This is a genomic window from Paraburkholderia elongata, assembly GCF_013177735.1.
Taxonomy (GTDB): Bacteria; Pseudomonadota; Gammaproteobacteria; order Burkholderiales; family Burkholderiaceae; genus Paraburkholderia; species Paraburkholderia elongata.
Genome location: NZ_WOEZ01000232.1, coordinates 1 through 22,852, shown reverse-complemented (window position 1 = coordinate 22,852; position 22,852 = coordinate 1). Strand labels below are relative to the sequence as shown.

21 protein-coding genes and 1 pseudogene are annotated in these 22,852 nt (G+C 62.9%); 11 read left to right on the top strand and 11 right to left on the bottom strand.

Annotation, left to right across the window (positions count from 1 at the left end):
- Positions 1 to 6: 6 nt before the first annotated feature.
- Together GNZ13_RS40810 and GNZ13_RS40805 are read right to left on the bottom strand one after the other, a co-directional pair.
- Positions 7 to 1,443 (bottom strand): FAD-binding oxidoreductase, encoded by a 1,437-nt coding sequence (locus tag GNZ13_RS40810; protein ID WP_172175882.1) that lies wholly within the window; start codon positions 1,441 to 1,443, stop codon positions 7 to 9.
- Positions 1,440 to 2,429 carry an isopenicillin N synthase family dioxygenase gene (locus tag GNZ13_RS40805; RefSeq protein ID WP_172175880.1) on the bottom strand — a complete coding sequence of 330 codons (990 nt, stop codon included), beginning with the start codon at positions 2,427 to 2,429 and terminating at the stop codon, positions 1,440 to 1,442. Before GNZ13_RS40805 ends, GNZ13_RS40810 begins: the two co-directional genes overlap by 4 nt.
- 298 nt (positions 2,430 to 2,727) lie before the next feature.
- Between GNZ13_RS40805 and GNZ13_RS40800 the strand changes: the two genes are divergently transcribed.
- From GNZ13_RS40800 to hutC (GNZ13_RS40780), 5 genes are read left to right on the top strand one after another with little or no spacing between them, the layout of a single operon-like run.
- On the top strand, positions 2,728 to 3,555 hold the full coding sequence (locus GNZ13_RS40800) for a transporter substrate-binding domain-containing protein (protein ID WP_172175878.1): 828 nt from the start codon (positions 2,728 to 2,730) through the stop codon (positions 3,553 to 3,555).
- A 27-nt stretch (positions 3,556 to 3,582) separates the two neighbouring features.
- A complete protein-coding gene (locus GNZ13_RS40795; RefSeq protein WP_172175876.1) occupies positions 3,583 to 4,233 on the top strand; it encodes an amino acid ABC transporter permease in 651 nt (216 codons plus the stop codon).
- 29 nt (positions 4,234 to 4,262) lie between these two features.
- Complete coding sequence (locus GNZ13_RS40790; protein ID WP_172175874.1) at positions 4,263 to 4,925, top strand: amino acid ABC transporter permease; 663 nt, start codon at positions 4,263 to 4,265, stop codon at positions 4,923 to 4,925.
- 19 nt (positions 4,926 to 4,944) lie between these two features.
- Positions 4,945 to 5,814 (top strand): amino acid ABC transporter ATP-binding protein, encoded by an 870-nt coding sequence (locus tag GNZ13_RS40785; protein ID WP_328807366.1) that lies wholly within the window; start codon positions 4,945 to 4,947, stop codon positions 5,812 to 5,814.
- A complete protein-coding gene (gene hutC / locus GNZ13_RS40780) occupies positions 5,811 to 6,560 on the top strand; it encodes a histidine utilization repressor (RefSeq protein ID WP_172175872.1) in 750 nt (249 codons plus the stop codon). The genes GNZ13_RS40785 and hutC (GNZ13_RS40780) overlap by 4 nt, the downstream gene beginning before the upstream one ends.
- 43 nt (positions 6,561 to 6,603) lie before the next feature.
- Here the strand turns inward: hutC (GNZ13_RS40780) and hutC (GNZ13_RS40775) are convergent, their stop codons facing one another.
- The 9 genes and pseudogenes from hutC (GNZ13_RS40775) to GNZ13_RS40735 form a co-directional block, all read right to left on the bottom strand.
- A complete protein-coding gene (gene hutC, locus GNZ13_RS40775) occupies positions 6,604 to 7,287 on the bottom strand; it encodes a histidine utilization repressor (protein ID WP_172175895.1) in 684 nt (227 codons plus the stop codon).
- A 305-nt stretch (positions 7,288 to 7,592) separates the two neighbouring features.
- Positions 7,593 to 9,236: an HAL/PAL/TAL family ammonia-lyase gene (locus GNZ13_RS40770; protein WP_172175870.1), complete on the bottom strand. Its 1,644-nt coding sequence runs from the start codon at positions 9,234 to 9,236 to the stop codon at positions 7,593 to 7,595.
- Positions 9,237 to 9,291: 55 nt separating this feature from the next.
- Positions 9,292 to 10,083, bottom strand: a complete 792-nt coding sequence (locus GNZ13_RS40765) for an ABC transporter ATP-binding protein (protein ID WP_028197383.1) — start codon at positions 10,081 to 10,083, stop codon at positions 9,292 to 9,294.
- 34 nt (positions 10,084 to 10,117) lie between these two features.
- Positions 10,118 to 10,873, bottom strand: a complete 756-nt coding sequence (locus GNZ13_RS40760) for an ABC transporter permease (RefSeq protein WP_172175868.1) — start codon at positions 10,871 to 10,873, stop codon at positions 10,118 to 10,120.
- A 15-nt stretch (positions 10,874 to 10,888) separates the two neighbouring features.
- Complete coding sequence (locus GNZ13_RS40755) at positions 10,889 to 11,611, bottom strand: ABC transporter permease (RefSeq protein WP_172175866.1); 723 nt, start codon at positions 11,609 to 11,611, stop codon at positions 10,889 to 10,891.
- A gap of 91 nt (positions 11,612 to 11,702) precedes the next feature.
- Complete coding sequence (locus tag GNZ13_RS40750; RefSeq protein WP_216675226.1) at positions 11,703 to 12,527, bottom strand: transporter substrate-binding domain-containing protein; 825 nt, start codon at positions 12,525 to 12,527, stop codon at positions 11,703 to 11,705.
- 327 nt (positions 12,528 to 12,854) lie between these two features.
- Positions 12,855 to 13,535: a methyltransferase family protein gene (locus GNZ13_RS40745; protein WP_172175862.1), complete on the bottom strand. Its 681-nt coding sequence runs from the start codon at positions 13,533 to 13,535 to the stop codon at positions 12,855 to 12,857.
- A gap of 63 nt (positions 13,536 to 13,598) precedes the next feature.
- Entirely contained in the window at positions 13,599 to 14,438 is an 840-nt protein-coding gene (locus tag GNZ13_RS40740) for an arylamine N-acetyltransferase family protein (RefSeq protein WP_172175860.1), read from the bottom strand.
- 204 nt (positions 14,439 to 14,642) lie between these two features.
- Positions 14,643 to 15,324: pseudogene (locus GNZ13_RS40735) on the bottom strand (hypothetical protein).
- A gap of 339 nt (positions 15,325 to 15,663) precedes the next feature.
- On the opposite strand from GNZ13_RS40735, the gene GNZ13_RS40730 reads away from it, so the two are divergent.
- The 6 genes from GNZ13_RS40730 to GNZ13_RS40705 form a co-directional block, all read left to right on the top strand.
- Positions 15,664 to 17,187 carry a carbohydrate porin gene (locus GNZ13_RS40730; RefSeq protein WP_172175858.1) on the top strand — a complete coding sequence of 508 codons (1,524 nt, stop codon included), beginning with the start codon at positions 15,664 to 15,666 and terminating at the stop codon, positions 17,185 to 17,187.
- Between the two features lie 124 nt (positions 17,188 to 17,311).
- Positions 17,312 to 18,463: an NHL repeat-containing protein gene (locus tag GNZ13_RS40725; protein ID WP_172175856.1), complete on the top strand. Its 1,152-nt coding sequence runs from the start codon at positions 17,312 to 17,314 to the stop codon at positions 18,461 to 18,463.
- Positions 18,464 to 18,547: 84 nt separating this feature from the next.
- Positions 18,548 to 19,849, top strand: a complete 1,302-nt coding sequence (gene efeB / locus GNZ13_RS40720) for an iron uptake transporter deferrochelatase/peroxidase subunit (protein WP_172175854.1) — start codon at positions 18,548 to 18,550, stop codon at positions 19,847 to 19,849.
- 85 nt (positions 19,850 to 19,934) lie between these two features.
- A complete protein-coding gene (locus GNZ13_RS40715; RefSeq protein ID WP_172175852.1) occupies positions 19,935 to 20,966 on the top strand; it encodes an iron ABC transporter substrate-binding protein in 1,032 nt (343 codons plus the stop codon).
- Positions 20,967 to 22,571 carry an ABC transporter permease gene (locus GNZ13_RS40710; RefSeq protein ID WP_172175850.1) on the top strand — a complete coding sequence of 535 codons (1,605 nt, stop codon included), beginning with the start codon at positions 20,967 to 20,969 and terminating at the stop codon, positions 22,569 to 22,571.
- Between the two features lie 39 nt (positions 22,572 to 22,610).
- Positions 22,611 to 22,852, top strand: a 242-nt coding sequence (locus tag GNZ13_RS40705) for an ATP-binding cassette domain-containing protein (protein WP_172175848.1), incomplete at its 3' end; no start/stop codon positions are given.

Here is a 22,852-nt window from a genome sequence, read left to right as displayed (position 1 = left end):
CTTAACTCAAAACAGCTTGCCCGGATTCAGAATGCCGTGCGGGTCCAGCGCGTGTTTGATTGCAGCCATTGCGGCCAATTCAGCAGGCGAGCGCGAGATCGGCAAGAACTCGCGCTTAAGCAAACCGATCCCGTGTTCCGCCGACACCGAACCGTGCAAGGGTCTAAGCATCTCGTAGACGAACGCATACACCGCATGGTGATCGACGCCGGGGATCGAATGGCCGTCGACGGTGACATGCAGATTCGAATCGCCGATATGGCCGAAGAAATACGACGCGTTGCCCGGCCAGCGCTGATCGAGCGCCGCGCGGCAACGCTCGACGAAAGCGCCGATCTCGCCGATGGGCAAGCTCACGTCGAAGTTGATCGGATCCAGCCGTACCGGAAACTCGGCGGTGCATTCGCGAATCGCCCATAACGCGCGCACGTCGGCCACCGATTGCGCGATCACCGCGTCGCGGATCGCTTCTGAGTCGAGCGCTTCGGTCAGCGCGGCGGAGAAGCGTTCGCCGTCGTCGCTTGCGTCGAAGCTTGCGTGTTCGATCAGTGCATAGAGCGGGTGCGAGTCGGCGAACGGCGAACGCGTGCCCGTCAACTTCACGCCGAAATCGTAGAAATCCGGCCACATGATCTCAAACGCGCCGATGTCATTGCCAAAGCGCGTAGACAGGCGGCGCAGCAGGTTCACGGCGGCGGCGTAACCGTCGAGTGCGACGAGCGCTGTGTGGCGCGCCGCGCGTGGCGGATGGAGCCGCAGCACCGCGCGCGTGATCACGCCGAGCGTGCCTTCCGAACCGATAAACCAGTGCTTCAGGTCGTAGCCCGTATTGTTCTTGACCATCTTGCCGAGCGAAGTCAGCACGTCGCCGTTGGCGAGCACGACTTCCAGGCCGAGCACTTGGTCGCGCGCGGTGCCTGACTGGATCACGCGATTGCCGCCCGCGTTAGTCGCCAGATTGCCGCCGATCTGGCACGAGCCGCGTGCGCCGAGATCGAGGGCGAGTTCGAAGCCGGCTTCGGCGGCGGCCTCCTGTGCCGTTTGCAAAGTGGTGCCGGCGCGCACGGTTAGCGTGGCCGAGGCGGTGTCGATCTCTTCGACGCCGGCGAGTTGTTCGAGCGACAGCGCAACATCGGTTGCGCGGGCAATCGCGCCGCCTGCGAGGCCGGTCATGCCGCCCTGCGGCACCACCGGTTGATGCGCTGCGTGGCAAATTGCCAGCGCGCGCGAGACTTCTTCCGTGCTGCGCGGCAAGAGCAGCGCGGCGGGACGCGTCGGATCGTGGCGCGTCCAGTCGGTCATCGCGCGTTCGCCGATCTGCTCGCCGATGCGCACGGCGTCGGCACCGAGCGCGGCACGCAGCGCATCGAGCGTTGCGGAAAGCGGCGCTGCGGCGTGGGTTGCGCTGCTGCCTGCGCCGTTTGCCAAACTGTTATCTGTCATGCAGTGGTTCCTTGCTTTCCTTCAGCTGCTGCTTTCTTCCGATAACCCATCGAATCATTGATCCGCCCGAGGATGTAATCACCCGCGGCGACCGGTTGGTACTTGAGGTCAGCGTCGCTCGTGCCGAGTTCACGCGGATCGACCATCGCACCGTAAGTTGGATCATAAAACGTCGCGATCGAATAGCGCTCGCGCCCCGACGCATTGATCACGCGATGCAAGGTGGAACGGAAGCGGTCATTGGTCCAGCGCGCCAGCAAGTCGCCTACGTTCACCACGAAGCTGCCTTCGATCGGCGGCGCATCGACCCACGTATTGTTGGCGATCTCACGCACCTGCAAGCCGCCCACCTGATCCTGCCAGAGCAAGGTAATGCAGCCATAGTCGGTATGTGGCGCGACGCCGAATTGATCCGCGTCCGACTGGGGCGGCTGCGGCGGATAGTAGACCATCTGCGTGCGCTGCATCCGCTTCGTATAGCGCGGCACGAAGAAATGCTCGTCGACGCCGAGACTCACCGCCACCGCCCGCAGCAGATCGGCGCCGCATGCCGCGACCGCTTCGTAATAACCGTAAAGCGCGGGCCGCAACTCAGGCATGAAATCCGGCCAGTTGTTCGGCCCACGCAGCGCCTGCCCCGCGAGCACATCGGGATCGTCCTCCGGCAACTCGAGGCCGATGCTGAAGAACTCCTTGTAGTCGGGGCGCTTCGCTTGATACATGGTGGCGTCGCCGAGTGCGTTGAAACCCCGATGCCGTTGATTGACCGCCGCGCGCCGCTTCGTCTCAACAGGAAACGCAAAGAACGTGCGCGCGGCCTGTTCGGCTGCATCGATTGCCATTTGCGACACGCCGTGATTGACGATGTAGAAGAAGCCGATCGTCGTGCACGCTTCGCGGATTTCATGCGCCACGCGCGTCAAAGCCTGCGGGTCGCCCGCGCGAACGCCGGCAAGATCGATGATCGGAATGCGGGTCACGGGCATTGAGCTGCTCCCTGGAAGGCCGGTCAATTCAACTGAGGAAAGAGGCTTATATACGGAGGCTTACGAATCACGCACGACACGCTCGCGCGCCTCGTGCGTCCTCATGCATCTTCGTTGTATATACCGCCAAAAGCGTACCCGCAAGTTGCTTCGCGGGGCTTCACGTAAGGGCTTTTCTCTACTCGCGCGTTTATTTATTTCGCGCGGAAACTGCGGTATATACTGCCTCGCATGACTCGCGCAGGGTCCGCTCGCGAACCGCTTTCGCGCGACACCGCTTTGCCAACCGGAGAATCCCATGAGCATCCTTGCAGGCTGGAAGTGTCGTTTGGTCATGCTGGCGTTGTGCGCGGCAAGCGTCACCGCCCACGCGGAAGATCAGCTCGCCAAAGTGAAGAAAGCAGGCGAACTGGTGGTCGGCACCGAGATGCAGTTCGCGCCCTTCGACTTTCTTGAAAACGGCCAGCAAGCGGGCTTCAATAAGGATCTGTTCGCCGAGATCGGCAAGGAAATCGGCGTGAAGGTGCGCTTCATCGACTTGCCGTGGCCGAGCGTGCTGCCGGGTCTCGAAGCCGGCAAGTTCGATATGGTCGGCGGCCCGCTGACGGTCACCAAGGCGCGCATGGAACGTTACACGTACACCCTGCCGATCGCGGACGCCACCGATGCGCTACTCAAGCGCGCCAACGACGCCTCCGTCAAGCAATCGTCGGATATCGCCGGCAAGACTGTCGGCGCGGGCAAAGGCTCGGCCCAGCTCGACCAGTTGAAGACGTACGTCGCCACCTTGCCGAAGCCGCCTGAAATCCGCGAATACGTCGACAACAATCAGGCCTACGCCGACCTCGCCGCCGGGCGCATTGCGGCGGTCGCGAACTCGATGACCAACATCGCGTACGTCGCCAAGCAACGCCCCGAAACCTTCGCCGTCGTGCAGCCGCCGTTCGGTGCAAAGGTGTACTTTGCTTACTGCCTGCGTAAAGACGCGGATAGCAAGCCGCTCGCCGATGCCTTCAACGCGGCGCTCGTGAAAATGCACAACGACGGGCGCCTCGCGATCTTGCAGAAAAAGTGGTTCGGTGTCGCGATGGATGCGCCGACTACGATGCCGACGCCGAACTATTGATGCGTTGATTTAGCGAGTGCGACGCTTATGTTCAGCACGACCGTCTTCGTCCAGGGGTTGCCGCTGCTGCTGCATGCGGCGCTCGCCACCATCGGCATTTCGCTGACCGGTCTGCTGATCGGTTTCTTCGTCGCGATCGGCGTGTGCGCGGCGCGCCTCTCGCCGAAGCGCGCTTGGCGCATGTTCGGCGGCGCTTACGTGTTCTTTTTTCGCGGCGTGCCGATGCTGGTGCAACTGTTGCTGGTGTACTACCTGCTGCCGTTTGCCGGGATCAATGTATCGCCCATCGTCGCGGCGATCAGCGCCGTGTCGCTGTGTTCCGCTTCCTATATCGCCGAGATTCTGCGTGGTGGTTTCCTCAGCATTCCGCCGGGTCATATCGAAGCGGCGCGCATGCTCGGACTTTCACCGTTCGATATGCTGCGGCGCATTCTGGTGCCGCAGGCGTTTCGCTTGACACTGCCCTCGCTCGTCAATGAAATGGTGCTGCTGATCAAGGCTTCGTCGCTGATCTCGGTGGTGGGCGTGGCCGAATTGACGCGCACCGCGCAGAACATTGCGGCCAGTACCTATCGGCCGCTCGAAGCCTACTTCGCCGCCGGGCTAATTTACTTCGTGATCTGCGGAAGCCTGGCGCTCGTCGCGCACGCCGCCGAATACCGTTTGCAGCACGCCTGAGCGGCCCTGAGCTTGAGATCGGATAAGCCATGCAACAGCTCGACCCCACCGTCATCACGCACAATCTGCAGCCGATTGCCGCCGGTCTCGCGACTACGCTCGGCACCTGGGCCGCGGGCGTAGCGATCGGCATCCTGATCGGTTTTCTGATCGCCGTGCTGCAGCTTTTTTGCGGACGCTGGGTGCGCGGCGCATTGCGCTTCTATATCGAAGTATTTCGCGGCACACCATTTCTGGTGCAACTGTTTTTGCTGTACTACGGTGGCCCTTCCTTCGGCCTCACGCTTGAACCGATGACGGCCGGCGTGCTCGGCTTAGGCCTCTACGGCAGCGCGTATTTCGCGGAAGCATTCCGCTCGGGCTTTCAATCGGTGCCGCCGGGCCATCTCGAAGCAGCATCCTGTCTCGGACTCACCCGCTGGCAAGCCGTCCTGCGCATTCAGATGCCGCAAATGCTGGTGCTGATCGTGCCCGCGCTGACCAATCTGATTATCGTGCTGAGCAAGGAAACCGCCGTGCTGTCGATCGTCACCGTCCCCGAACTCACGTTCGTGCTGACCGGCATCGGCTCGGCCACCTTCGCTTTCGTCGAAACGCTGCTGGTGCTGTGCGTGTGCTATCTCGCGCTGGTTGAACTGACCTCGCGCGTGGGCATGTGGGCCGAAACCCGCATCGCGCGCTTCATGGCATGAACGGAACCCGGACCACCTTATGAACGCCATCGCCGACATGCCCTCCTCCGCGTCCACCGCTGCCTTCGATACGCCGCCCGGCGCGCCGCTGATCGAAGTGCGCGACCTGAAGAAACGCTTCGGCGAAGTTGAAGTGTTGCGCGGCGTCGATCTCGAGATCGCCCGCTCCGAAGTGGTCTGCATCATCGGCCCGTCGGGCTCGGGCAAGAGCACACTGCTGCGCTGCCTCGCCGCGCTCGAGACCTACGATCAGGGCGACGTGCGCATCGAAGGCGAACTGCTCGGCTACAGCGAGCGCAATGGAAAACGCGTGCGAGCGGCGCAAGGCGAGATCAATCGCGTGCGGCGCAACGTCGGCATGGTGTTTCAGCAATTCAATCTGTGGCCGCACATGACGGCGCTCGGCAACGTGATGGAAGCCTTGCTGCGCGTGCGCCATCTGTCGCGTGACGAAGCGCGCCGCCGCGCCAATGCGATGCTGGAAACAGTCGGCCTCGCGCATAAGGGCGATGCCTACCCGTCGAAACTCTCGGGCGGCCAGCAGCAGCGCGTGGCCATTGCACGCGCGCTGGCGATGGAGCCCCACATCATGCTGTTCGACGAGCCGACTTCGGCGCTCGATCCCGAGCTGGTCGGCGAAGTGCTGCAAGTGATGAAGCAGCTGGCGCGCGACGGCATGACGATGGCCGTGGTCACGCACGAAATGGGCTTTGCCGCGCGGGTCGCCGACAAGGTCATGTTCATCGACCAGGGGCGCATCGCCGTGCAAGGCAAGCCGCGCGAAGTCTTTCACGATGCGGGGCAGCCGCGTTTGCGGCAGTTCCTGCAAAACTATTTCGACCGCAATGCGTTCTGGGCGCGCGGTCCTGACGATGTAGAGCAGCGATGAAAACCGCGCATGTGTCGACCGACGCACCAGCCGCCCGCTACGAACAGGTCAAAGACCACGTCCGCCAGATCATCGAATCGGGCGCGCGGCAAGCGGGCGACCGTCTGCCGTCCGAGCAGGACCTGGTCACGGCGTTAGGCGTGTCGCGCATGACGGCGAACCGCGCGCTGCGCGAACTCGCCGATGAAGGCCTCGTCACCCGCGTGTCCGGCGTCGGCACCTTCGTTGCGCAAACCAAGCCGCAATCCACACTACTGATGATCGCCCATATCGGCGACGAGATCCGCTCGCGCGGTCACGAATACAGCTACGACACGGTCCTCTCGCAACGCGAAACCGCGCCGGTGACGGTGTCGAACGCGTTAGGGCTCGCGCCTGGCGCTTCCGTGTTTCATGTGATTTGCGTGCATCGCGAGAATGGCTTGCCGGTGCAGCTCGAAGACCGCTACGTCAATCCGGCAACGGCACCTGACTTCCTCAAGCAGGATTTCTCCACGACGAGGCCGTCCGAGTATCTGTTCGAGACCGTCCCGGCGCACGACGTCGAGCATGTTGTCGACGCGGGCCTGCCGACGCGCGCCGAAGCCGAGTTATTGGAAATTCACGCCGACGAACCGTGCCTGACGCTGATGCGCCGCACATGGACGAGCGGCGTTGGGGTCACGTTCGCGCGTTTCGTGCATCCGGGCTCGCGGTATCGGCTGGGTTGCCGGTTCACGCCGGATCTGTCGCAGCGCCAGGGCTAGCGGCGCGCACGCCGTGCCCTCACCCTCGCCCGCGCCTTGCCGCTCACACGTTGCCCGCCAGATGAAAACGCGATGCCGGATGCCACAACTGCACCGACGTCGCCACATCCTCACCCACCCATGTGCGGCGCCATAGCTGCAAGCAGGGTTCGCCGATATCCATCATCAGATGCCGCCGCACATATGCGTCGGGCTTCTGCGCATAGATGCGAAACTCCGCGCGCTGGATCGGCGCGAGCCGCACCATGTAGTGATTCGGCGTCTCGACGGTGAAGTCCTGTTGCAGGTAGTCGGGAAACACCTTCGGATTGACGTAGCGATCTTCGTACTGAATCGGCTCGCCTTCTTCGCTGTGCACGATGCACGAGTGAAACGCCGGGCCGCTGGCGAGGCCGAGCGCTTCGAGCGCGTGCGGATCGTCGCTCGGTTCGAGCGTCAGTACACGCGCTGAATGGCGATGGCCGCGCGCGGCGATTTCGTCGGCAATATTGCGGATTTCCAGCACCGTCGATTCGTAGCGCTGCGGCGCGACGAACGTACCGGAACCTTGCACGCGCGTTAGCACGCGTTCGGTGGTGAGTTCGCGCAGTGCGCGCGATACCGTCATGCGCGCAACGCCGAATTCCTTGACGAGCTCCGTTTCGGATGGGATCAAGCCGCCCGGCTTCCAGTCCCCTTCGCTGATGCGCCTGATCACGTAGCGCTTGATCTGCTCATAGGCGGGCATCGCCTTGGCGGGTGTCTCCTGGGTACGTCCAGGGGGGTCCTGCGTGTCTGCGGTTTGCGCGTTTGTAATAGTGTTCACGTCGACCTCGTGGGTGGTACGCGGGTGGTACGCGGGTGGTACGCGGGTGGTACGCGGGTGGTACGCGGGTGGTACGCGGGTGGTACACGGGTGGTACACGGGTGGTGCACATTCCGCCGGTTCACCGGCGGGTAAGCCCGCTCACCGGCTTTGTCTCCATCAATTCAGGTCCATCAATTCAGTCCGGCAATTCGAGTCCATCAACATAAGCCCGGCAACTGAGTCCCTCAACCTGCGTGGGCAGCCGCCCGGCCATCATTGGCCGCCGGGTCGGCGCCGAGCTTGTCCACGCCGGCAACGCTCGTCACGCTCGTCAATGTGGAAAGACCTATGCCGCTGACTGAAGCGTCCGGCCCGGGCCGAATATTACCCGGGTTTGGCAGCGGCGGCGGGTTTCCATCGGCGATCATGCGAAACGCGATCGTCATGTCGTCCGCGAGCGGGCGGTCGTCGCGATAGGTCGGCACGACGCGGCGTACGCGTTGCCAAAGCGCGTCGGTGTGCGGTGCGCGCGATGCATCGATGCTTTGCAGATCGTAGGCTTGTGCCGCCGCCAGCAATTCGATCGCGACGATGCGCCCGGCGTTGTCGACGATCTCCAGCGCTTTCAGCGCAGCGGGCGTGGCATGGCACAGGTGGTCCTCCTGGAGGCCGGACGTGATGCCGCCGTCGAGACTCGCGGGCATCGCGAGGCGACGATTCTGCGCAACCAGCGAGGCCGCCGTGTACTGCGCGATCATGAAACCGGAACAGGTGCCGCCCGGCTTCGCGAGAAATGCCGGCAAGCCGCTCACGAGCGGATTGACGAGGCGGTCGAGGCGCCGCTCGGCCATCGCCGCGACTTGCGCGATCGCTGTGGCGAGGCTGTCCATTGCCAGTGCGATCGAAGCCCCCACCGCGTGCGCCTGCGAATAGACGCGTGGTTCCTCCGGCGTGCCGGCGACGATCGGGTTGTCGGTAATCGATGCGAGTTCGCGATTGACCACGTCGGCGGTCGCGGCGAGCACGTCGCGGGCGGCGCCATGTACGTGCGGAATGGTTCGCATGCTCAGCGGGTCTTGCGTACGCTGGCCGACCACCGCGGCGAGAATGCCGCTATCGGCGAGCGCGGTACGCATGCGTTCGCCGACCAGGTTCAGGCCCGGCGAAATGCGCAGCGCCAGCGAGTCTTCATCGAAGGCCGCGAGCTGGCCGCGCAGATTCTCGAAGCTCATTGCGGCGACCACGTCGGTCCAGTCGAGCAGACGTGCGGCGCGCGCCAGCGCCAACGCGGCAAGACCCGTCACGCACGGCGTGCCGTTGATAAGGCTTAAACCCTCTTTCGCTTCGAGCACCAACGGCTCGAGGCCGAGCAGTTGCAACGCGTCACGCCCTTTGAGGCGTTCGCCGCGATAGCGCACATGTCCTTCGCCGATACAGACGAGCGCGATATGCGCCATATGGCTCAGATATCCGACCGAGCCGAACGCCGGCACTTCCGGCAGGCAATCGGCATTGAGCAACGCGACCAGTTGATCCGCGACTTCGAGGCGAATCCCCGAATGCCCGTGCGCAAAATTGTTGACGGCTGCCGCCATGATCGCGCGCGTCTCGGCAACACCGAGCGGCGCGCCCACGCCTACCGCATGGCTCATCAGAATGTTGCGCGACAGCGTGCGCTGTTCGGCCGGCGACACGATCACATCGCACAACGCGCCGACGCCGGTATTCACGCCATACGCGCGAATCCCGCGCTCGACGATCTGTTCGACAAGCACGCGCGCCGCCCCGATACGCGAGCGGGCATCGACGGAAAGCTCGAGCGGTTCGCCAGCGGCGATGGCCGCCACCTGAACCCAGTCGAGAGGACGATCGGAACGGATCACGGCCATGATAGTGCTCTGCCCGGTGAAGTGACGAAAGGGGTGACCAGCCAATGCTGATCGATTAGTTAGTCGTACGATCCTGATGGCTCGACACGAATTGACGGAAGCGGTCCGACTTGCATTCGACGAACACTTCGTCTGGTGTACCGTCGGCTTCGACCTGACCTTGATGCAGGAACATCACACGATTCGACACATGCCGCGCAAACCCCATCTCGTGCGTGACAACCAGCATCGTACGGCCTTCTTCGGCGAGCGAGCGCATCACGCGCAGCACTTCGCCGACCAGTTCGGGGTCGAGCGCCGAGGTCGGTTCGTCGAACAGCATCACCTTCGGATGCATCGCCAAAGCACGCGCGATCGCCACGCGCTGCTGCTGACCGCCAGACAAATGTGCCGGATAGTGACCGCGCTTTTCCGCGAGACCGACTTTCGCGAGCAGCGCTTCCGCTTCTTCGACCGATTCGGCGCGGCTGCGCTTTTGTACGCGCATTGGCCCTTCGATCAGATTTTCCAGCACGGTCATATGCGACCACAGATTGAAGTTCTGAAACACCATGCCGAGCTGCGAGCGCACCCGGTCCACCTGGCGGCGGTCGCTCGGCTGCAGCTTGCCGTCGCCGCGCCGCTTCATTTTCAGCTCTTCGCCGCCGAGCGCCACCGAGCCGTCATCCGGCGTTTCGAGCAGATTCAGGCAACGCAGGAAAGTGCTCTTGCCGGAGCCGCTCGCGCCGAGAATCGAAATCACGTCGCCTTGATGGGCGTCGAGCGAAATGCCTTTGAGCACGTGGTGGTCGCCGAACGACTTATGGATGTTCTTGACCGAAAGTGCAACAGGTGCCGTAGCGTTCATGAGATTCTCCAGATTCTGCAAGATGTGCGATCGTTCAGGGCGTAGCGCGGCGTGCTTCAGTCGTGGTTGAAACCGGCCGGCTCGGCGAGCTTTGCGCGGGTGCCGCACGCAGATGGCGCGACAGGCGCGTCTCGAGGAAACCGAGCAAACGCACGATGACAAAATTCAGGAACAGATAGATCAACGCGGCGCAGATGAATACTTCAGTGGTGCGATACGTTTGCTGAATGATCTGCTGCGCGACGCCGGTCACTTCCCACACGGTGACGAGACTCGCGAGCGCGGTGGATTTGACGAGCAGCACGGCCTCAGTCGAATACGCGGGCAAACACTGGCGCAACGCAATCGGACCGATCACGCGGCGCAGCAGCGCGAAACCCGACAGGCCGATCGAATAACCCGCTTCGATCTGACCGACCGGCACGGCCATCAAACCACCGCGGATAATCTCGGCGGTATATCCAGCGGTGCACAGCGCCAACGATAATACCGCGCACATGTACGGCTCGCGCAACACCGGCCACAGGAAGCTTTCGCGAATCACGCCGAACTGGCCCATGCCGTAGTAGACGAGGAACATCTGGATCAGCAGCGGCGAGCCGCGGAACACGAGAATATATGCACGCGCGAAGCGATTCGGCAGCCAGTGCGGCGACACGCGCATCGTGACGATCACGAGCGAGAGCAAGCCGCCGAGAATCAACGAGCAGAAAAACAGCCCGAGTGTGGTCGGCACAGCCGCGATCAGTTGCCGCAGCGTGTCGAGCAGGAAATCGAAGTCGAAATGCATGATGTCCAGTCCTCGTCAGTTGCGCGCGAAATTGCGCTTGAAGGATCGGCCCACGCGCGCTTCGGCGCGGTTGAAGACCCGGTTCGAGATGCTGGTCATCAGCAGATACAGCGCGCCACCCACCACGAAGAACGTGAAGTACTGATGCGTCGAACCCGCCGCCACCTGGCTGGCGCGCAACAGTTCGGCCAGCCCCGTGACGGAAATCAGCGCCGAGTCTTTCAGGCTCAATTGCCAAACGTTGCCGATGCCCGGCAAGGCGAAACGCAACACTTGCGGAATCAGGATGCGGCGCGCCATGGTCATGGTGGGCATGCCGATCGAACGCGCCGCTTCGAGTTCGCCACGCGATACCGCGAGCACCGCCGAGCGATACACCTCGGCCTGATACGCGCCGGAAATCATGCCGACCGCGAGCGCGCCGATCACGAACGGCGGCACGCCGACAAAACCGTCCGCGCCGAACCATTGACCAATCGTGGTCACGAGCGTCGAGCCGCCGAAATAGAACAGATAGATGACGAGCAGTTCAGGTACGCCGCGAAACACAGTGGTGTACACATCGCCGATCACGCGCAGCGTGCGAAACCGCGACAGCTTGGCCGCCGCGATCAGTGCGCCGAACACGGCGCCCACCGCGAGCGCTGCGAGCGTGAGCGCGACCGTCATCAATGCCGCGAGCAGCAACACGCCGCCCCAGCCCTCCGGCCCGAAGCCGAGCATCTCTATCAGAGCCATTCCCTATCCCTCATCCATAACGGCGGATCGAACCAGCCGGTCTGCGCGGCGTGACACCGCGCAGACCGCTACAGCGGAATGCTTAGGCGAATCAAGGCGTGACGTCGGTCTTGAACCACTTGGCGGAGAGTTTCTTGACAGTGCCATCGGCAAGCGCAGCACTGATCGCGGTATCGAACTTCGCTTTCAGGTCGGCGTCCTGCTTGCGGAACGCGAGGCCTTCACCCGGACCCCAGATCGGGCCGCCGATCTTCGGGCCGGCCATGACGATCGACGCGGTCTCTTTCTTGTCGATGTTGGCGGCGTAGTAGGTCACGTCGTCGAACGAGGCGTCGATACGGCCGTTGGCCAGATCGAGGTCGCGCTCAGGCGAGGTTTTGTAGACGCGGATCGTGGCGACGTCCTTGAAGCCGTCGTTGATGAACTTGGTGTAGACCGTGCCCGACTGAATGCCGATGGTCTTGCCCTTCAGCTGCTTGCGCAAAGCGTCGACTGTGGGTTGATCGGTTTTCGGATCACCCGACAGCTTGACGACGCCTGCGGTCGGCACGGCCTTGGGCAGCACTTTCGCGTCAGTCACGGCGAACGTGGCAGGCGTGGCGGCGTACGGTTTCGAGAACGCGATGATTTTTTCGCGCTCCGGGGTGATCGAGATCGCGTCCATCAGAACGTCGAACTTGCCCGCTTGCAGACCGGGGATCATGCCGTCCCAGTCTTGCGCCACGAGGTTGCACTGCAGCTTGATGCGCTCGCACAGATTGGCGACCAGCTCAGGTTCGAAGCCGCCCAGCTTGCCGCCCGGCAAGGTCAGGTTCCATGGTGCGTAACCGCCTTCCAGCGCGATCGTCACCGTCTTCCAGTCTTTAGCCTGCACCGGTGCCGCGAAAATCGTCGCGGCGCCGAGAACGGCGCCCATCAATGCTTTTGCTAACGTCGTGCGCTTCACTTTCACGTCGAAACTCCTTGGATTGAGGAAACCGTCGAGCTGGATTTTTTAACCGTCACTTAATTTGTATAGACAAGTCTGCATCAGTCAAAAAGCCGTCGCAAGAGGATTTGCTCGAAATTGCGGGGATCATCGGGTAAGCCCCTATAAGCCACCGCGCGACAAGGCTTTTAAGGGAGTTTTGAAAGCGTAAAGACGACGCACCGATCATGACCGCGTGCGCCAGAATGGTGTGCTTTGTCTAGACAGGTTGGTGCCTGAAGCGCTGACGCGCTTCGAGTTGGCGCATTGCGCGCCCTACCAGATGAACGGCACGAAGCGGTAACGCACGCGCGAGGTGTAGTCGATATAGCCGTCGAGTTGTTCTGCCAGTACGCGCTCCTCGCGTACCGCGCGCCAGCCGATACCGATCACCAGCAACGGCACGCAGGCAAGACCCCACCACGAGCCGAGCAGTAACGGCGTGCCGACGAACAACAGCAACGCGGCCGAGTACATCGGATGACGGACGTGGGCATACGGGCCGGTGTCGATGACTTTATGACCGCGGCTTGCCTGGATCTTCACGACAGGCGCGGCATAACTATTGGCCCGGAAGACGATCAGGCACATGACAATACAGAGGAAGATGCAGAGCGAGCCAAGGCTCACCAGCCAAACCGGCAACGGCGCAGACCAGCGATAGCGCATTGCGTCGAGAGCCATCAGGACGAGCCAGGCGCACCACATCACCGCCACGCCCACCATGAAGAAGCGGTCCCAGCGGCTTTGTTGCGCCTGAACGATCGGCGCGAGACGCTCGGCAAGCAGACCGGGATCGTGGCGCGCCAGCCAGAAACCGACCCATAAACTCAGCCCGCCGGTCTCGATCAGATACCACCACCCCGCAGGCCACGCGAGCGTGCCCGCGGCGCCGAACAACAGCGCGCCCGTGCATGCCAGCCAGACCACCGTTTGCAGAATGAGGCGTGTGATCATAGTTGGGTTGCGGCTCTCGTTGGTGGTCGTTTGATGGTTGTTGGTGCCCGTTACGCTCTTGTCTCAGGCGGAAGCCGCCGCGGCTGAGCGCACGCGCCCGAATACGTCTGTAATGTCGATGTTGCCCGTGTTCAGACCGAATTGATCGCGCAGGCAGGTCGCGAGTTCGTTTGCGGTTTTTAGTTGCCGCTCGCTAATGAGCTGGCCATCCGCCGCGCGTTCGTTCAGTTGGTCGTTGAGCAATGTCAGGCGCGATTCCGGCAGGACCCGGCAAACGATCAGGTTGTTCAGGAAGACCGAATCTGGTGCGGTCGAGGTGTACCAGTTCGAGGTCTCGTAGTCGATCCATTCGACCGGATGCAGGTCGAAACGGTAGACGCGAGCCCAGGTTTCATCGCGAGATTGCACTTCGAGATAGAGCGCGCCGTGCGATGCATCGGCCAGGCGGAACGTGCCTAGCTGCGTGGGCTGCGCGGTGCCGGCGATCAGGCGCAGCGGTGCTGTTAGCGTCACGCTGCCGAAACCGACGTCGGCGATCCATGCTTCGCTCTTGATGTCGACACGCAAGACCATGTGCGTGCGAGGGGGGATCGCGCCGGATTCGCGGCCCCAAAGGACTCGGCCTAGCAGGGGTGTTACGTTGAAGCCTAGCTGCATCAGGACGTTCGCGAAGAGTGCGTTCTGTTCGAAGCAGTAGCCACCGCGTTTTTGCGTTATCAGCTTGTGTTCGACTGATTCGAGATCGAGTTTTACCGCGCGGCCCGTGAGCGGGTTCAGGTTCTCGAAGGGGATCGATCTGGGGTGCAGCTTGTGGAGTTCCTGGAGTACTTCCAACGTCGCCGCACGGGGCCCGTTGTAGCCTATGCGGGTGAAGTAATTTTCCAGATTCACTGAGTGTGGCATCGGTGTCGTCCCGGTATAGTTTGGGGGCTGGGCGCTTAAGGGCTTCCCGGTACGGCGCGGCATCGGGAGATGATCATAGCTTCTTTTGTTGTCTGCCCAGCACGCCGACCTTCCTTGTTTCCGTAGTGGCCCATATCGGTCTATTGGCGTTGAACTATTGGCGCCGCCCTGCACAGGGGCGACGCCAATTTCAGAAAACGCTCACTACTGCCCGCCCTTCAACGCCGACGTCGCGATCGACGGCACACTGATCCCATGGCTCGACGCGAACTGCACCGCCGAGCTCAGCGTTGACATCAACGACTGCAATTGCCCGGGCGCCGATTGCACGATATATGACGCGCTCTGCGCCGTCTGTGGATTCATCCCCGCCTGCAACAGCGACGATGGATTCATCTGGCCGATACTGCCCAGCCCCGACTGCAAACTCGAATACTGGCTCACGCCTTTGCCCAACGACGACAATCCATCCGTGAACGCCTGCTTGTTCACCGGCGTTGCCGACGCGCCGCCACTCGCGCGGCTCGCGAATGCCTGGGTCAACGTCTGCGATAACGACTGCTGCGTGCTGCCCATCTGCGTCAACTGACTCACCGACGGCGTTCCGCCGCTCAGCAATCCCGCCGCCTGCTGCGCCTGCCCTGCAGCACTGCTCATGCCCATCGCCGATGCAAGACTCGATTGGCCGCTCAGCACCTGCTGGTTCGCGCCCACGTAGGTCTGCAACAGCTGCGATACGCCGCCCGACGAAGCCGTTGCGCCTGCATCCGCCGCTATCGCCGCCGCCGATGCCGAACTGCTTCAGATTCAGCTGCGCGTTCGATACGCCACTCACCAGCAAACCGACGCTTGCCAGCAACGTAAGCAAAAGGATGCGTTTATTCATATCTATCTCCTGACATTGGCCTTTCGGGGTACTCGTGCCCTTCGACATCTCGCTGCAGTACCGGTTCGATATGATCACAACCATACTAATTCATTACATTTGTATTCCATTTTATTTACATACAAAAAGCCTTTAGCAGCGGTTCGTAAAACTCAGAATTACACCCTAGTAATATTGATGCGAATCGTTCTCATTTGTGTTGACGCACCCATTCCGCATGCGTACGATCTCGCCATCTGCTGCATCTGGAGTCGCGAACCGATGCGGCAAATCGGAGGCACACGGCAACGTAACGCCGCGATAGTTAGATCAGTCGATACAACACAAACAAGGATTTCGATGCAGTTCGCCCAATCAACTGAACCCGCCGGCCGGGCGCGTTCGCTTCGCGACTCCGCAGCCTGCGTCGGCGCCATGCGCCGTCCGCGTTTGCCTTCGATGCGGCGCGCCGCGCTATGCACGGCTTTCGCCTGGGCCTCGTTGACCGCCGGCGTAGCCATGGCCGACGCCAATCCCGATGCCGCACCCGAAGCGCCGGAAGCAGACCTGAACATCAAGGCGACTCAAACGAATCAATGGACCGGCTTCTGGAATCGCCAGACGATGCTCGGCGACATCGGAGGTCTGCGCCCCTGGCTCGGCAAATATGGCGTGACGTTCGCGCTCACCGAAACCAGTGAAGTGCTGGCCAATCTCCGCGGCGGTCTGGCGCGCGGCGCGGACTACGACGGCCTGACGACAGCGACCGTGCAAATGGATACGCAAAAAGCGTTCGGTTTGCCGGGCGGCCTGTTCAATGTCAGCGCCTTGCAGATCCACGGCGCCAACCTCAGCGCCAATAAGCTCGGCACGCTGAATACGGCGAGCGGCATCGAAGCCGAAGACACGACCCGCCTGTGGGAACTGTGGTATCAGCAGTCGTTCCTGAACAAGCGCGTCGACGTCAAGATCGGTCAGCAAAGTATCGACCAGGAATTCATCACCAGCACGAATTCGGCACTGTTCGTGAATACGATGTTCGGCTGGCCTGCCCTGCCGTCCTACGACATGCCGTCCGGCGGTCCCGCTTATCCGCTGGCCGATCTCGGCGTGCGTGTGCGCGGACAGATCACGCCTTCGTTGACGGCGCTCGCCGGCGTCTTCGACGGCGATCCGCTCGGCAACAATCCGAACAACAAGAGCGGCACCAACTTCAACCTGCATAACGGCACGCTGTTCATCGGCGAGCTGCAGTACGCGATCAACCAGCCGGCCGACGGCGAAATGGTCGGTGCGGGTGGCGGCGGAATGCCTGGCACCTACAAGCTCGGCGTCTGGTACAACAACGGCAGCTTCGCTGATCAGCGCTTCGACAATACCGGCCTCTCGCTAGCGAACCCGGCGAGTACCGGTGTTGCGCAGAATCATCATGGCGACTACAGCTTCTACGCGGTAGCCGACCAGATGATCTGGCGCCCGGATCCGGACGGGCCGCGCAGCCTCAACGTCTTCGCACGTGTGATGGGCGCGCCGGGCGACCGTAACCTGGTGAGCGTCGCCACCAACCTCGGCGTCGTGCTGAAAGCGCCGTTCGCCGGCCGCGACAACGACAGCGCCGGCCTCGCCCTCACCTACATCAAGATCGGCAACCACACGAATGGTCTCGATCAGGACAACCTGGCATTCAGCGGCGGCCCCTACGGCGTGCGCACCAGCGAAACCACGCTCGAAGCGACCTACCAGTATCAGGTCAACCCGTGGTGGCAGCTGCAAGCCGATGCGCAATACACGTTCAATGCCGGCGCCGGCCAGAACCCGAGCGATCCGACGCAGCCGCTGCGCAACACGTTCGTCGTCGGCGTGCGGACGAACATCACGTTCTGATGCCGTTCGCCATGACTACATACGCACGTTCGCACGCAAATTCGCACGCTCAAGATAAATCGAATCCCATGCTTTCGATCATGACCACAACTATCGCTTTGTGCGCAAGCAAGGAGGCTCACTCATGAACCACCCCACGCGCCCCTTTTCGCCGCGCGCCGCGCGGGCCCTGATTGCCGCAACCGTTAGCGCCGCCGCATTCGCGACGGCCGGCGTCGTGCACGCCGAGCCGCAAGGTTTCCTCGAAACCGTCAAGCATCACACCACGCTGATCAACACCGTGCCGGAAAACGGCGACCAGAATCCGTACGCAGTGGTGGTCGCGCCGGTCACGGCAGGCACCGTCAAGCAAGGCGACGTGCTGGTCGGCAACTTCAATAACTCGACCAATCTGCAAGGCACCGGCAGCACGATCATCAACTATCACCCGGACACCAAACAGATGACGGTGTTCGGGACGGTGCCGCGCGATCTGAAGGAGTGCCCGGGTGGCATCGGTCTCTCGACCGCGATGACGATGCTCAAGTCGGGCTACGTGATCGTCGGCAGCACGCCGAGCAATGACGGCACCACCGGCACCAAGGGCGCCGGCTGCCTGATCGTGATCGATCCGAACGGCAAGGTCGCGTCGACCATCACCAGCCCGAACATCAACGATCCGTGGGGCAACATGGCGGTCGTCGACAACGGCACGAGCGCGACGCTGTTCGTCAGCAACGCCGGCTTCGGCGTGGGCGGTGCGGACGGCAATCCGCCAGTGTTCAAGCAGGCCACCGTGCTGCGTCTGGACCTCGACGTGCCTACGGCCAAGCCGCCGGTCGTGAAGAAGGAAACCGTGATCGGCAGCGGCTTCGGCGCGCAGGCGGACAAGGGCGTGTTCCTCGTCGGTCCGACCGGCCTCGCGCTCTCGGGCGATCAGAAACTGCTGTATGTGTCTGACGCAATCGGCAACCGGGTCACCGAAATCGACGACCCGATGACGCGCGACACTAGCGCGGGCGTGGGCCGCCAACTCACCGCCGACGGTCTGCTGCATCGCCCGCTCGCGATGGTCACCGCACCGAACGGTCATCTGCTCGTCACCAACGCACTGAACGGCCAGATCGTCGAAATCGACCCTGCCAGCGGCAAGCAGATCTACGCGCGCTGGATCGACACCGACAAGGCGCAATCGCCCCCGGGCAACGGCGACCTGTTCGGTCTCGCGATGACACCCGAAGGCGACGGTTTCTATTACGTGCAAGACGACGTGAACACGCTGGTGCTCGCGAAGTAAGCCAGATAACTAAGGGCGCAAAACCGGTCACCGAGCCGGACGCGCTTCCAGCACACCCCACGGCCAAATGAAGGTGAAGTGACCATGGCAAGCGATCAACCCCCGCGGCCCTCACGGCGCGGTTTTCTGAAGGCCGGCAGTGCGGCGGTCGCAGCGGGCGCGAGCCTCGGTGCGACCGGCGTCGCGCAGGCCGCGCTCGGCAAGACGCCCGCGCACAATGCCGATCCGCAGATGGCGGTCGAGCCGTTCTACGGCTTGCATCAAGGCGGCATCGTCACGCCGCAGCAGAGTCACACGTACATTGCCGCGCTCGATCTGACCACCGACAAACGCGACGACGTGATCGCCTTGCTGCGCGCCTGGACCGAGGCCGCTGCGCGTCTGACCCAAGGCGGCACGGCGGCGCCTTTGCCCTCCGGCGACACGAGCGACAATAAAGCCGCACCCGATTCCGGCGATGTGCTCGGCCTCGGCCCCTGCGGCCTGACGATCACCTTCGGCTTCGGCCCCGGCCTCTTCACGCATGAAGGCAAGGACCGCTACGGGCTGGCCTCGCGCCGCCCGGCCGCGCTCGTCGATTTGCCGCGCTTTAACGGCGACCAGCTGATCGCCCAGAAAACCGGCGGCGACCTGTACATCCAGGCCTGCGCGAACGACCAGCAAGTTGCGTTTCACGCGGTACGTCAACTGTCGCGCCTCGCTTACGGCGTCGCGACGATGCGTTGGGGCCAGTCCGGTTTCCTGTCCGGTCCGCGCGGTCAGACGCCGCGCAATCTGATGGGTTTCAAGGACGGCACCAACAATCCGTCGACCGCGAAGCCGCAGTTGATGAACGAATTCGTCTGGGCCGGCGCCACCGCCGACGCGCCGTGGATGGAAGGCGGCACCTACACCGTCGTACGGCGCATCCGCATCACGCTGGAGCACTGGGACAACACTGAACTGGGCTTCCAGGAACAGGTGTTCGGCCGTCACAAATACAGCGGCGCGCCGATCGGCAAGAAGAACGAGTTCGACGCCGTGGACCTGAAGGAAGAGGACAAGGACGGCAATCCGGTGATTCCGGAGAACTCGCACGTGCGCTTGTCGAATCAGGCCAGCAACAACGGCGCGCAGATTCTGCGCCGCTCCTACTCGTACAACGACAGCACGAACTTCTACATCGAGCGCTGGCCGCCATGGCGCCAGGAGACCGAATACGACGCGGGGCTGATTTTCGTGGCTCACCAGAGCGACCCGCGGACCGGCTTCATTCCGATCAACGATAAACTCGCGAAGTTCGACATGATGAACCAGTTCACGACGCACGTCGGCAGCGCGGTGTTCGCGGTGCCGCCGGGCGCGAAGCCGGGTTCGTATATCGGTGCGGGGCTGTTCGAGACGTAATGCAAGCCGCGAGGTAAGCCGCCAGCTGCGAGGCAGGCGGCGCATCAAAGTTCAACAACAACATCTATTAACGGATTTTAGGATCATGGCTCATTCCTGGTTTGGCACCCGCCTGCGCCTCGTCAGCAGCGCTGCCGCCCTCACGCTGGCCGCATTCGCGACCGTGCCGTCGACGGCTCACGCTGCTTCGATCACGCTGTACAACGCGCAGCACGAACAGGTCGTCAATGTGCTCGCCAAAGACTTCGAGAAGCAGTCGGGCATTTCGGTGAAGATCCGCAACGGCGAAGGCCCGGCGATGGCTGCGCAAATCGTCGCGGAAGGCGCAGCGACGCCCGCCGACGTGTACTTCACGGAAAACTCGCCCGAGCTGACGCTGCTCGAAGAGAAAGGCCTCTTGAACAAGGTCGACGGTTCGACCCTCGCTACCGTGCCGGCGCGTTTCAACTCGCCGACCGGCGCATGGGTCGGCGTGACCGCGCGTGAAAGCGTGCTGGCCTACAACACGGCCAAGCTGCAAGCATCGCAACTGCCGCAATCGCTGTTCGACCTGGCCAAGCCGGAATGGAAAGGCAAGGTCGGCATTGCACCGAGCGACGCCGACTTCCTGCCGCTCGTGAGCGCCGTACTCGCGCTGAAGGGCGAAGCGCAAACCGTGCAATGGCTGAAGGGCCTGAAAGCCAACGCGCAGATTTTCGACGACGAAGAAGGCGTGGTCGCCGCGGTCAATCGTGGCGGCGTGGCGACCGGTGTGATCAACAACTACTACTGGGACCGTCTGCACGCCGAACTCGGCGACGCGAAAACCCGCAGCGCGGTTCATCACTTCGGCAACGGCGATGTCGGCGCGCTGGTGAACGTGTCGGGCGCGGCAGTGCTGAAGTCCGCGCACAACACGGACGGCGCGCAGAAGTTTCTCGCCTATCTGGTCAGCGAACGCGCGCAAAAGTTGATGGCGAACAGCCACGTCATGTTCGAATATCCGCTGCACGCAGGCGTCGCACCGGACCCGATCCTCAAGCCGTTCGCTGAACTGAACCCGCCGGCGTTGACGATCCAACAACTCGGCGACGACAGCCAGGCAGGCAAGTTGCTGCGCCAGGCAGGTTTGCTATAAATGAGCGATGCCGTGTCAGCCGGGCCCCCGGCTGTGCCCCCCACCCCGGCGCGCGCCCATTCGCGCGCGCCGCGCGGTTTGTTCGCGGCAGCAGCACTCAGCGCTTTGCTGGTGTTGCTGCCGATTGCGTTTACCTTCTGGCGCGCGGCTAGCTTCGGCATCGGCGAGGCGGCCGATCTGATCTTCCGGCCACTCGTCGGCGAACTGCTGGTCAACACGCTGCTGATCACCGTATCGACCACGCTCGTCTGCGCCGCTGTCGGCACGGCGGCCGCATGGTTTGTCGAACGCACGCATTTGCCGGGGCGTCGCATCTGGGCCGTGCTCACTGCCGCACCGCTTGCGATGCCGGCCTTCATCTCGAGCTATGCCTGGGTGTCGCTGAGTCTGGATTTGCAGGACTTCAACGGCGCGCTGCTGGTGCTGAGTTCCGCGTATTTCCCGCTCGTTTATCTGCCGGTGGCCGCGGCGTTGCGCAGCATGGACCCGGCACTCGAAGAAAGCGCGCGCGCGCTCGGCTGCAACCGCTGGACCACGTTCATTCGCGTCGTGCTGCCGCAACTGCGTCCGGCGCTGCTCGGCGGCATGCTGCTGGTGGCGCTCGGCGTGCTGTCTGAATTCGGCGCGTTTACGCTGCTGCGCTTTCGCACCTTCACCACGCAAATCTACGCGGAATACCGCACCAGTTTCGATGGCGGTGGCGCTTCGCTGCTCGCGTGTCTGCTGATTGTGATCTGCCTGATCGTGCTGGCGTTCGAATTTCGGGTACGCGGCGCGGCGCGTTATGAACGCGTCGATCGCGGCACACGTCGCGCGGTGTTGCGCTACGACCTCGGCGCATGGCGCTGGGCCGTCGTCGCCGGCTTCGCCGCGCTGGCGATCGCAACGCTCGGCGTGCCGCTCGGCATGATCGGCTACTGGCTTACGCAACCGGGCGCGGCTGCCGTCACACCGGCCGACGTGTCGCCCGTACTGCTGTTCAACGCGACGATCTCGTCGCTCGGCTTCGGGCTCGCCGCCGCGCTGCTGACCACGCTGCTGGTCGTGCCGCTCGCGTTCCTGCTGGTGCGCTATCCGACGCGTTTCGCGACGCTGTTCGAACGCACCGTGTTTCTGGCGCAAGGCATACCGGGGCTGGTGATCGCGCTGGCCATCGTGTCGCTCGCGGTGCATGCGCTGCAACCGCTTTATCAAAGCGCGACGCTGCTGGTGATCGCATACGCGATGCTCTTCATGCCGGTGGCGCTGGTGAGCGTGCGCGCCGCCTTCATGCAGGCGCAGCCGCGCCTCGAAGAGACTGCACGCGCGCTCGGCCTGACCTGGTCGCAGACTCTGTTCCGCGTGGTGTTGCCGCTGGCGGGCCCCGGACTCGGCGCGGCAGCGGCGATGGTGTTCATCTCGGTTGTCACCGAGTTAAACGCCACACTGCTGCTCTCCCCGATCGACACGCAAACACTCGCAACGCAGGTCTGGGCCGACACGTCGACGATGGCGTTCGCCGCCGCAGCGCCCTATGCGGCATTGCTCACCGGCATTTCGCTGTTCGCCTCCGGCCTTCTGTTCGCGCTGCTCGGCAAATCGGCGTTACTCGGCGAACGTGGCTGAACGTCGCGCACTATCGCCCGCTTTTTCCATCGGATTTTTATGAGCGAACTTCGTATCCGCGGACTGCAAAAATCGTTCGACGGCCATTCGGTGCTACACGGCATCGATCTCTCCGTCGAGCGCGGCACGCTGCTCGCGCTGCTCGGACCGTCCGGCAGCGGCAAGACCACCTTGCTGCGCCTGTTGTGCGGCTTCGAACGCGCGGATCACGGCAGCGTCGAAATCGACGGCCGCCTCGTCGCCGGCGACAACCTGCATGTGCCTTCAGAGCAGCGCCACAT

Bases quoted from the DNA above. Each gene is read 5' to 3' on its own strand.
- GNZ13_RS40755 (WP_172175866.1), bottom strand. From the start codon at position 11,611: ATGGCTCTGATAGAGATGCTCGGCTTCGGGCCGGAGGGCTGGGGCGGC.
- GNZ13_RS40810 (WP_172175882.1), bottom strand. From the start codon at position 1,443: ATGACAGATAACAGTTTGGCAAACGGCGCAGGCAGCAGCGCAACCCAC.
- GNZ13_RS40715 (WP_172175852.1), top strand. From the start codon at position 19,935: ATGGCTCATTCCTGGTTTGGCACCCGCCTGCGCCTCGTCAGCAGCGCT.
- GNZ13_RS40725 (WP_172175856.1), top strand. From the start codon at position 17,312: ATGAACCACCCCACGCGCCCCTTTTCGCCGCGCGCCGCGCGGGCCCTG.
- GNZ13_RS40785 (WP_328807366.1), top strand. From the start codon at position 4,945: ATGAACGCCATCGCCGACATGCCCTCCTCCGCGTCCACCGCTGCCTTC.
- hutC (WP_172175872.1), top strand. From the start codon at position 5,811: ATGAAAACCGCGCATGTGTCGACCGACGCACCAGCCGCCCGCTACGAA.
- GNZ13_RS40730 (WP_172175858.1), top strand. From the start codon at position 15,664: ATGCAGTTCGCCCAATCAACTGAACCCGCCGGCCGGGCGCGTTCGCTT.
- GNZ13_RS40740 (WP_172175860.1), bottom strand. From the start codon at position 14,438: ATGCCACACTCAGTGAATCTGGAAAATTACTTCACCCGCATAGGCTAC.
- hutC (WP_172175895.1), bottom strand. From the start codon at position 7,287: ATGCCCGCCTATGAGCAGATCAAGCGCTACGTGATCAGGCGCATCAGC.
- GNZ13_RS40795 (WP_172175876.1), top strand. From the start codon at position 3,583: ATGTTCAGCACGACCGTCTTCGTCCAGGGGTTGCCGCTGCTGCTGCAT.
- GNZ13_RS40805 (WP_172175880.1), bottom strand. From the start codon at position 2,429: ATGCCCGTGACCCGCATTCCGATCATCGATCTTGCCGGCGTTCGCGCG.
- GNZ13_RS40745 (WP_172175862.1), bottom strand. From the start codon at position 13,535: ATGATCACACGCCTCATTCTGCAAACGGTGGTCTGGCTGGCATGCACG.
- GNZ13_RS40765 (WP_028197383.1), bottom strand. From the start codon at position 10,083: ATGAACGCTACGGCACCTGTTGCACTTTCGGTCAAGAACATCCATAAG.
- GNZ13_RS40790 (WP_172175874.1), top strand. From the start codon at position 4,263: ATGCAACAGCTCGACCCCACCGTCATCACGCACAATCTGCAGCCGATT.
- GNZ13_RS40710 (WP_172175850.1), top strand. From the start codon at position 20,967: ATGAGCGATGCCGTGTCAGCCGGGCCCCCGGCTGTGCCCCCCACCCCG.
- GNZ13_RS40760 (WP_172175868.1), bottom strand. From the start codon at position 10,873: ATGCATTTCGACTTCGATTTCCTGCTCGACACGCTGCGGCAACTGATC.
- GNZ13_RS40750 (WP_216675226.1), bottom strand. From the start codon at position 12,527: ATGGGCGCCGTTCTCGGCGCCGCGACGATTTTCGCGGCACCGGTGCAG.
- GNZ13_RS40770 (WP_172175870.1), bottom strand. From the start codon at position 9,236: ATGGCCGTGATCCGTTCCGATCGTCCTCTCGACTGGGTTCAGGTGGCG.
- efeB (WP_172175854.1), top strand. From the start codon at position 18,548: ATGGCAAGCGATCAACCCCCGCGGCCCTCACGGCGCGGTTTTCTGAAG.
- GNZ13_RS40800 (WP_172175878.1), top strand. From the start codon at position 2,728: ATGAGCATCCTTGCAGGCTGGAAGTGTCGTTTGGTCATGCTGGCGTTG.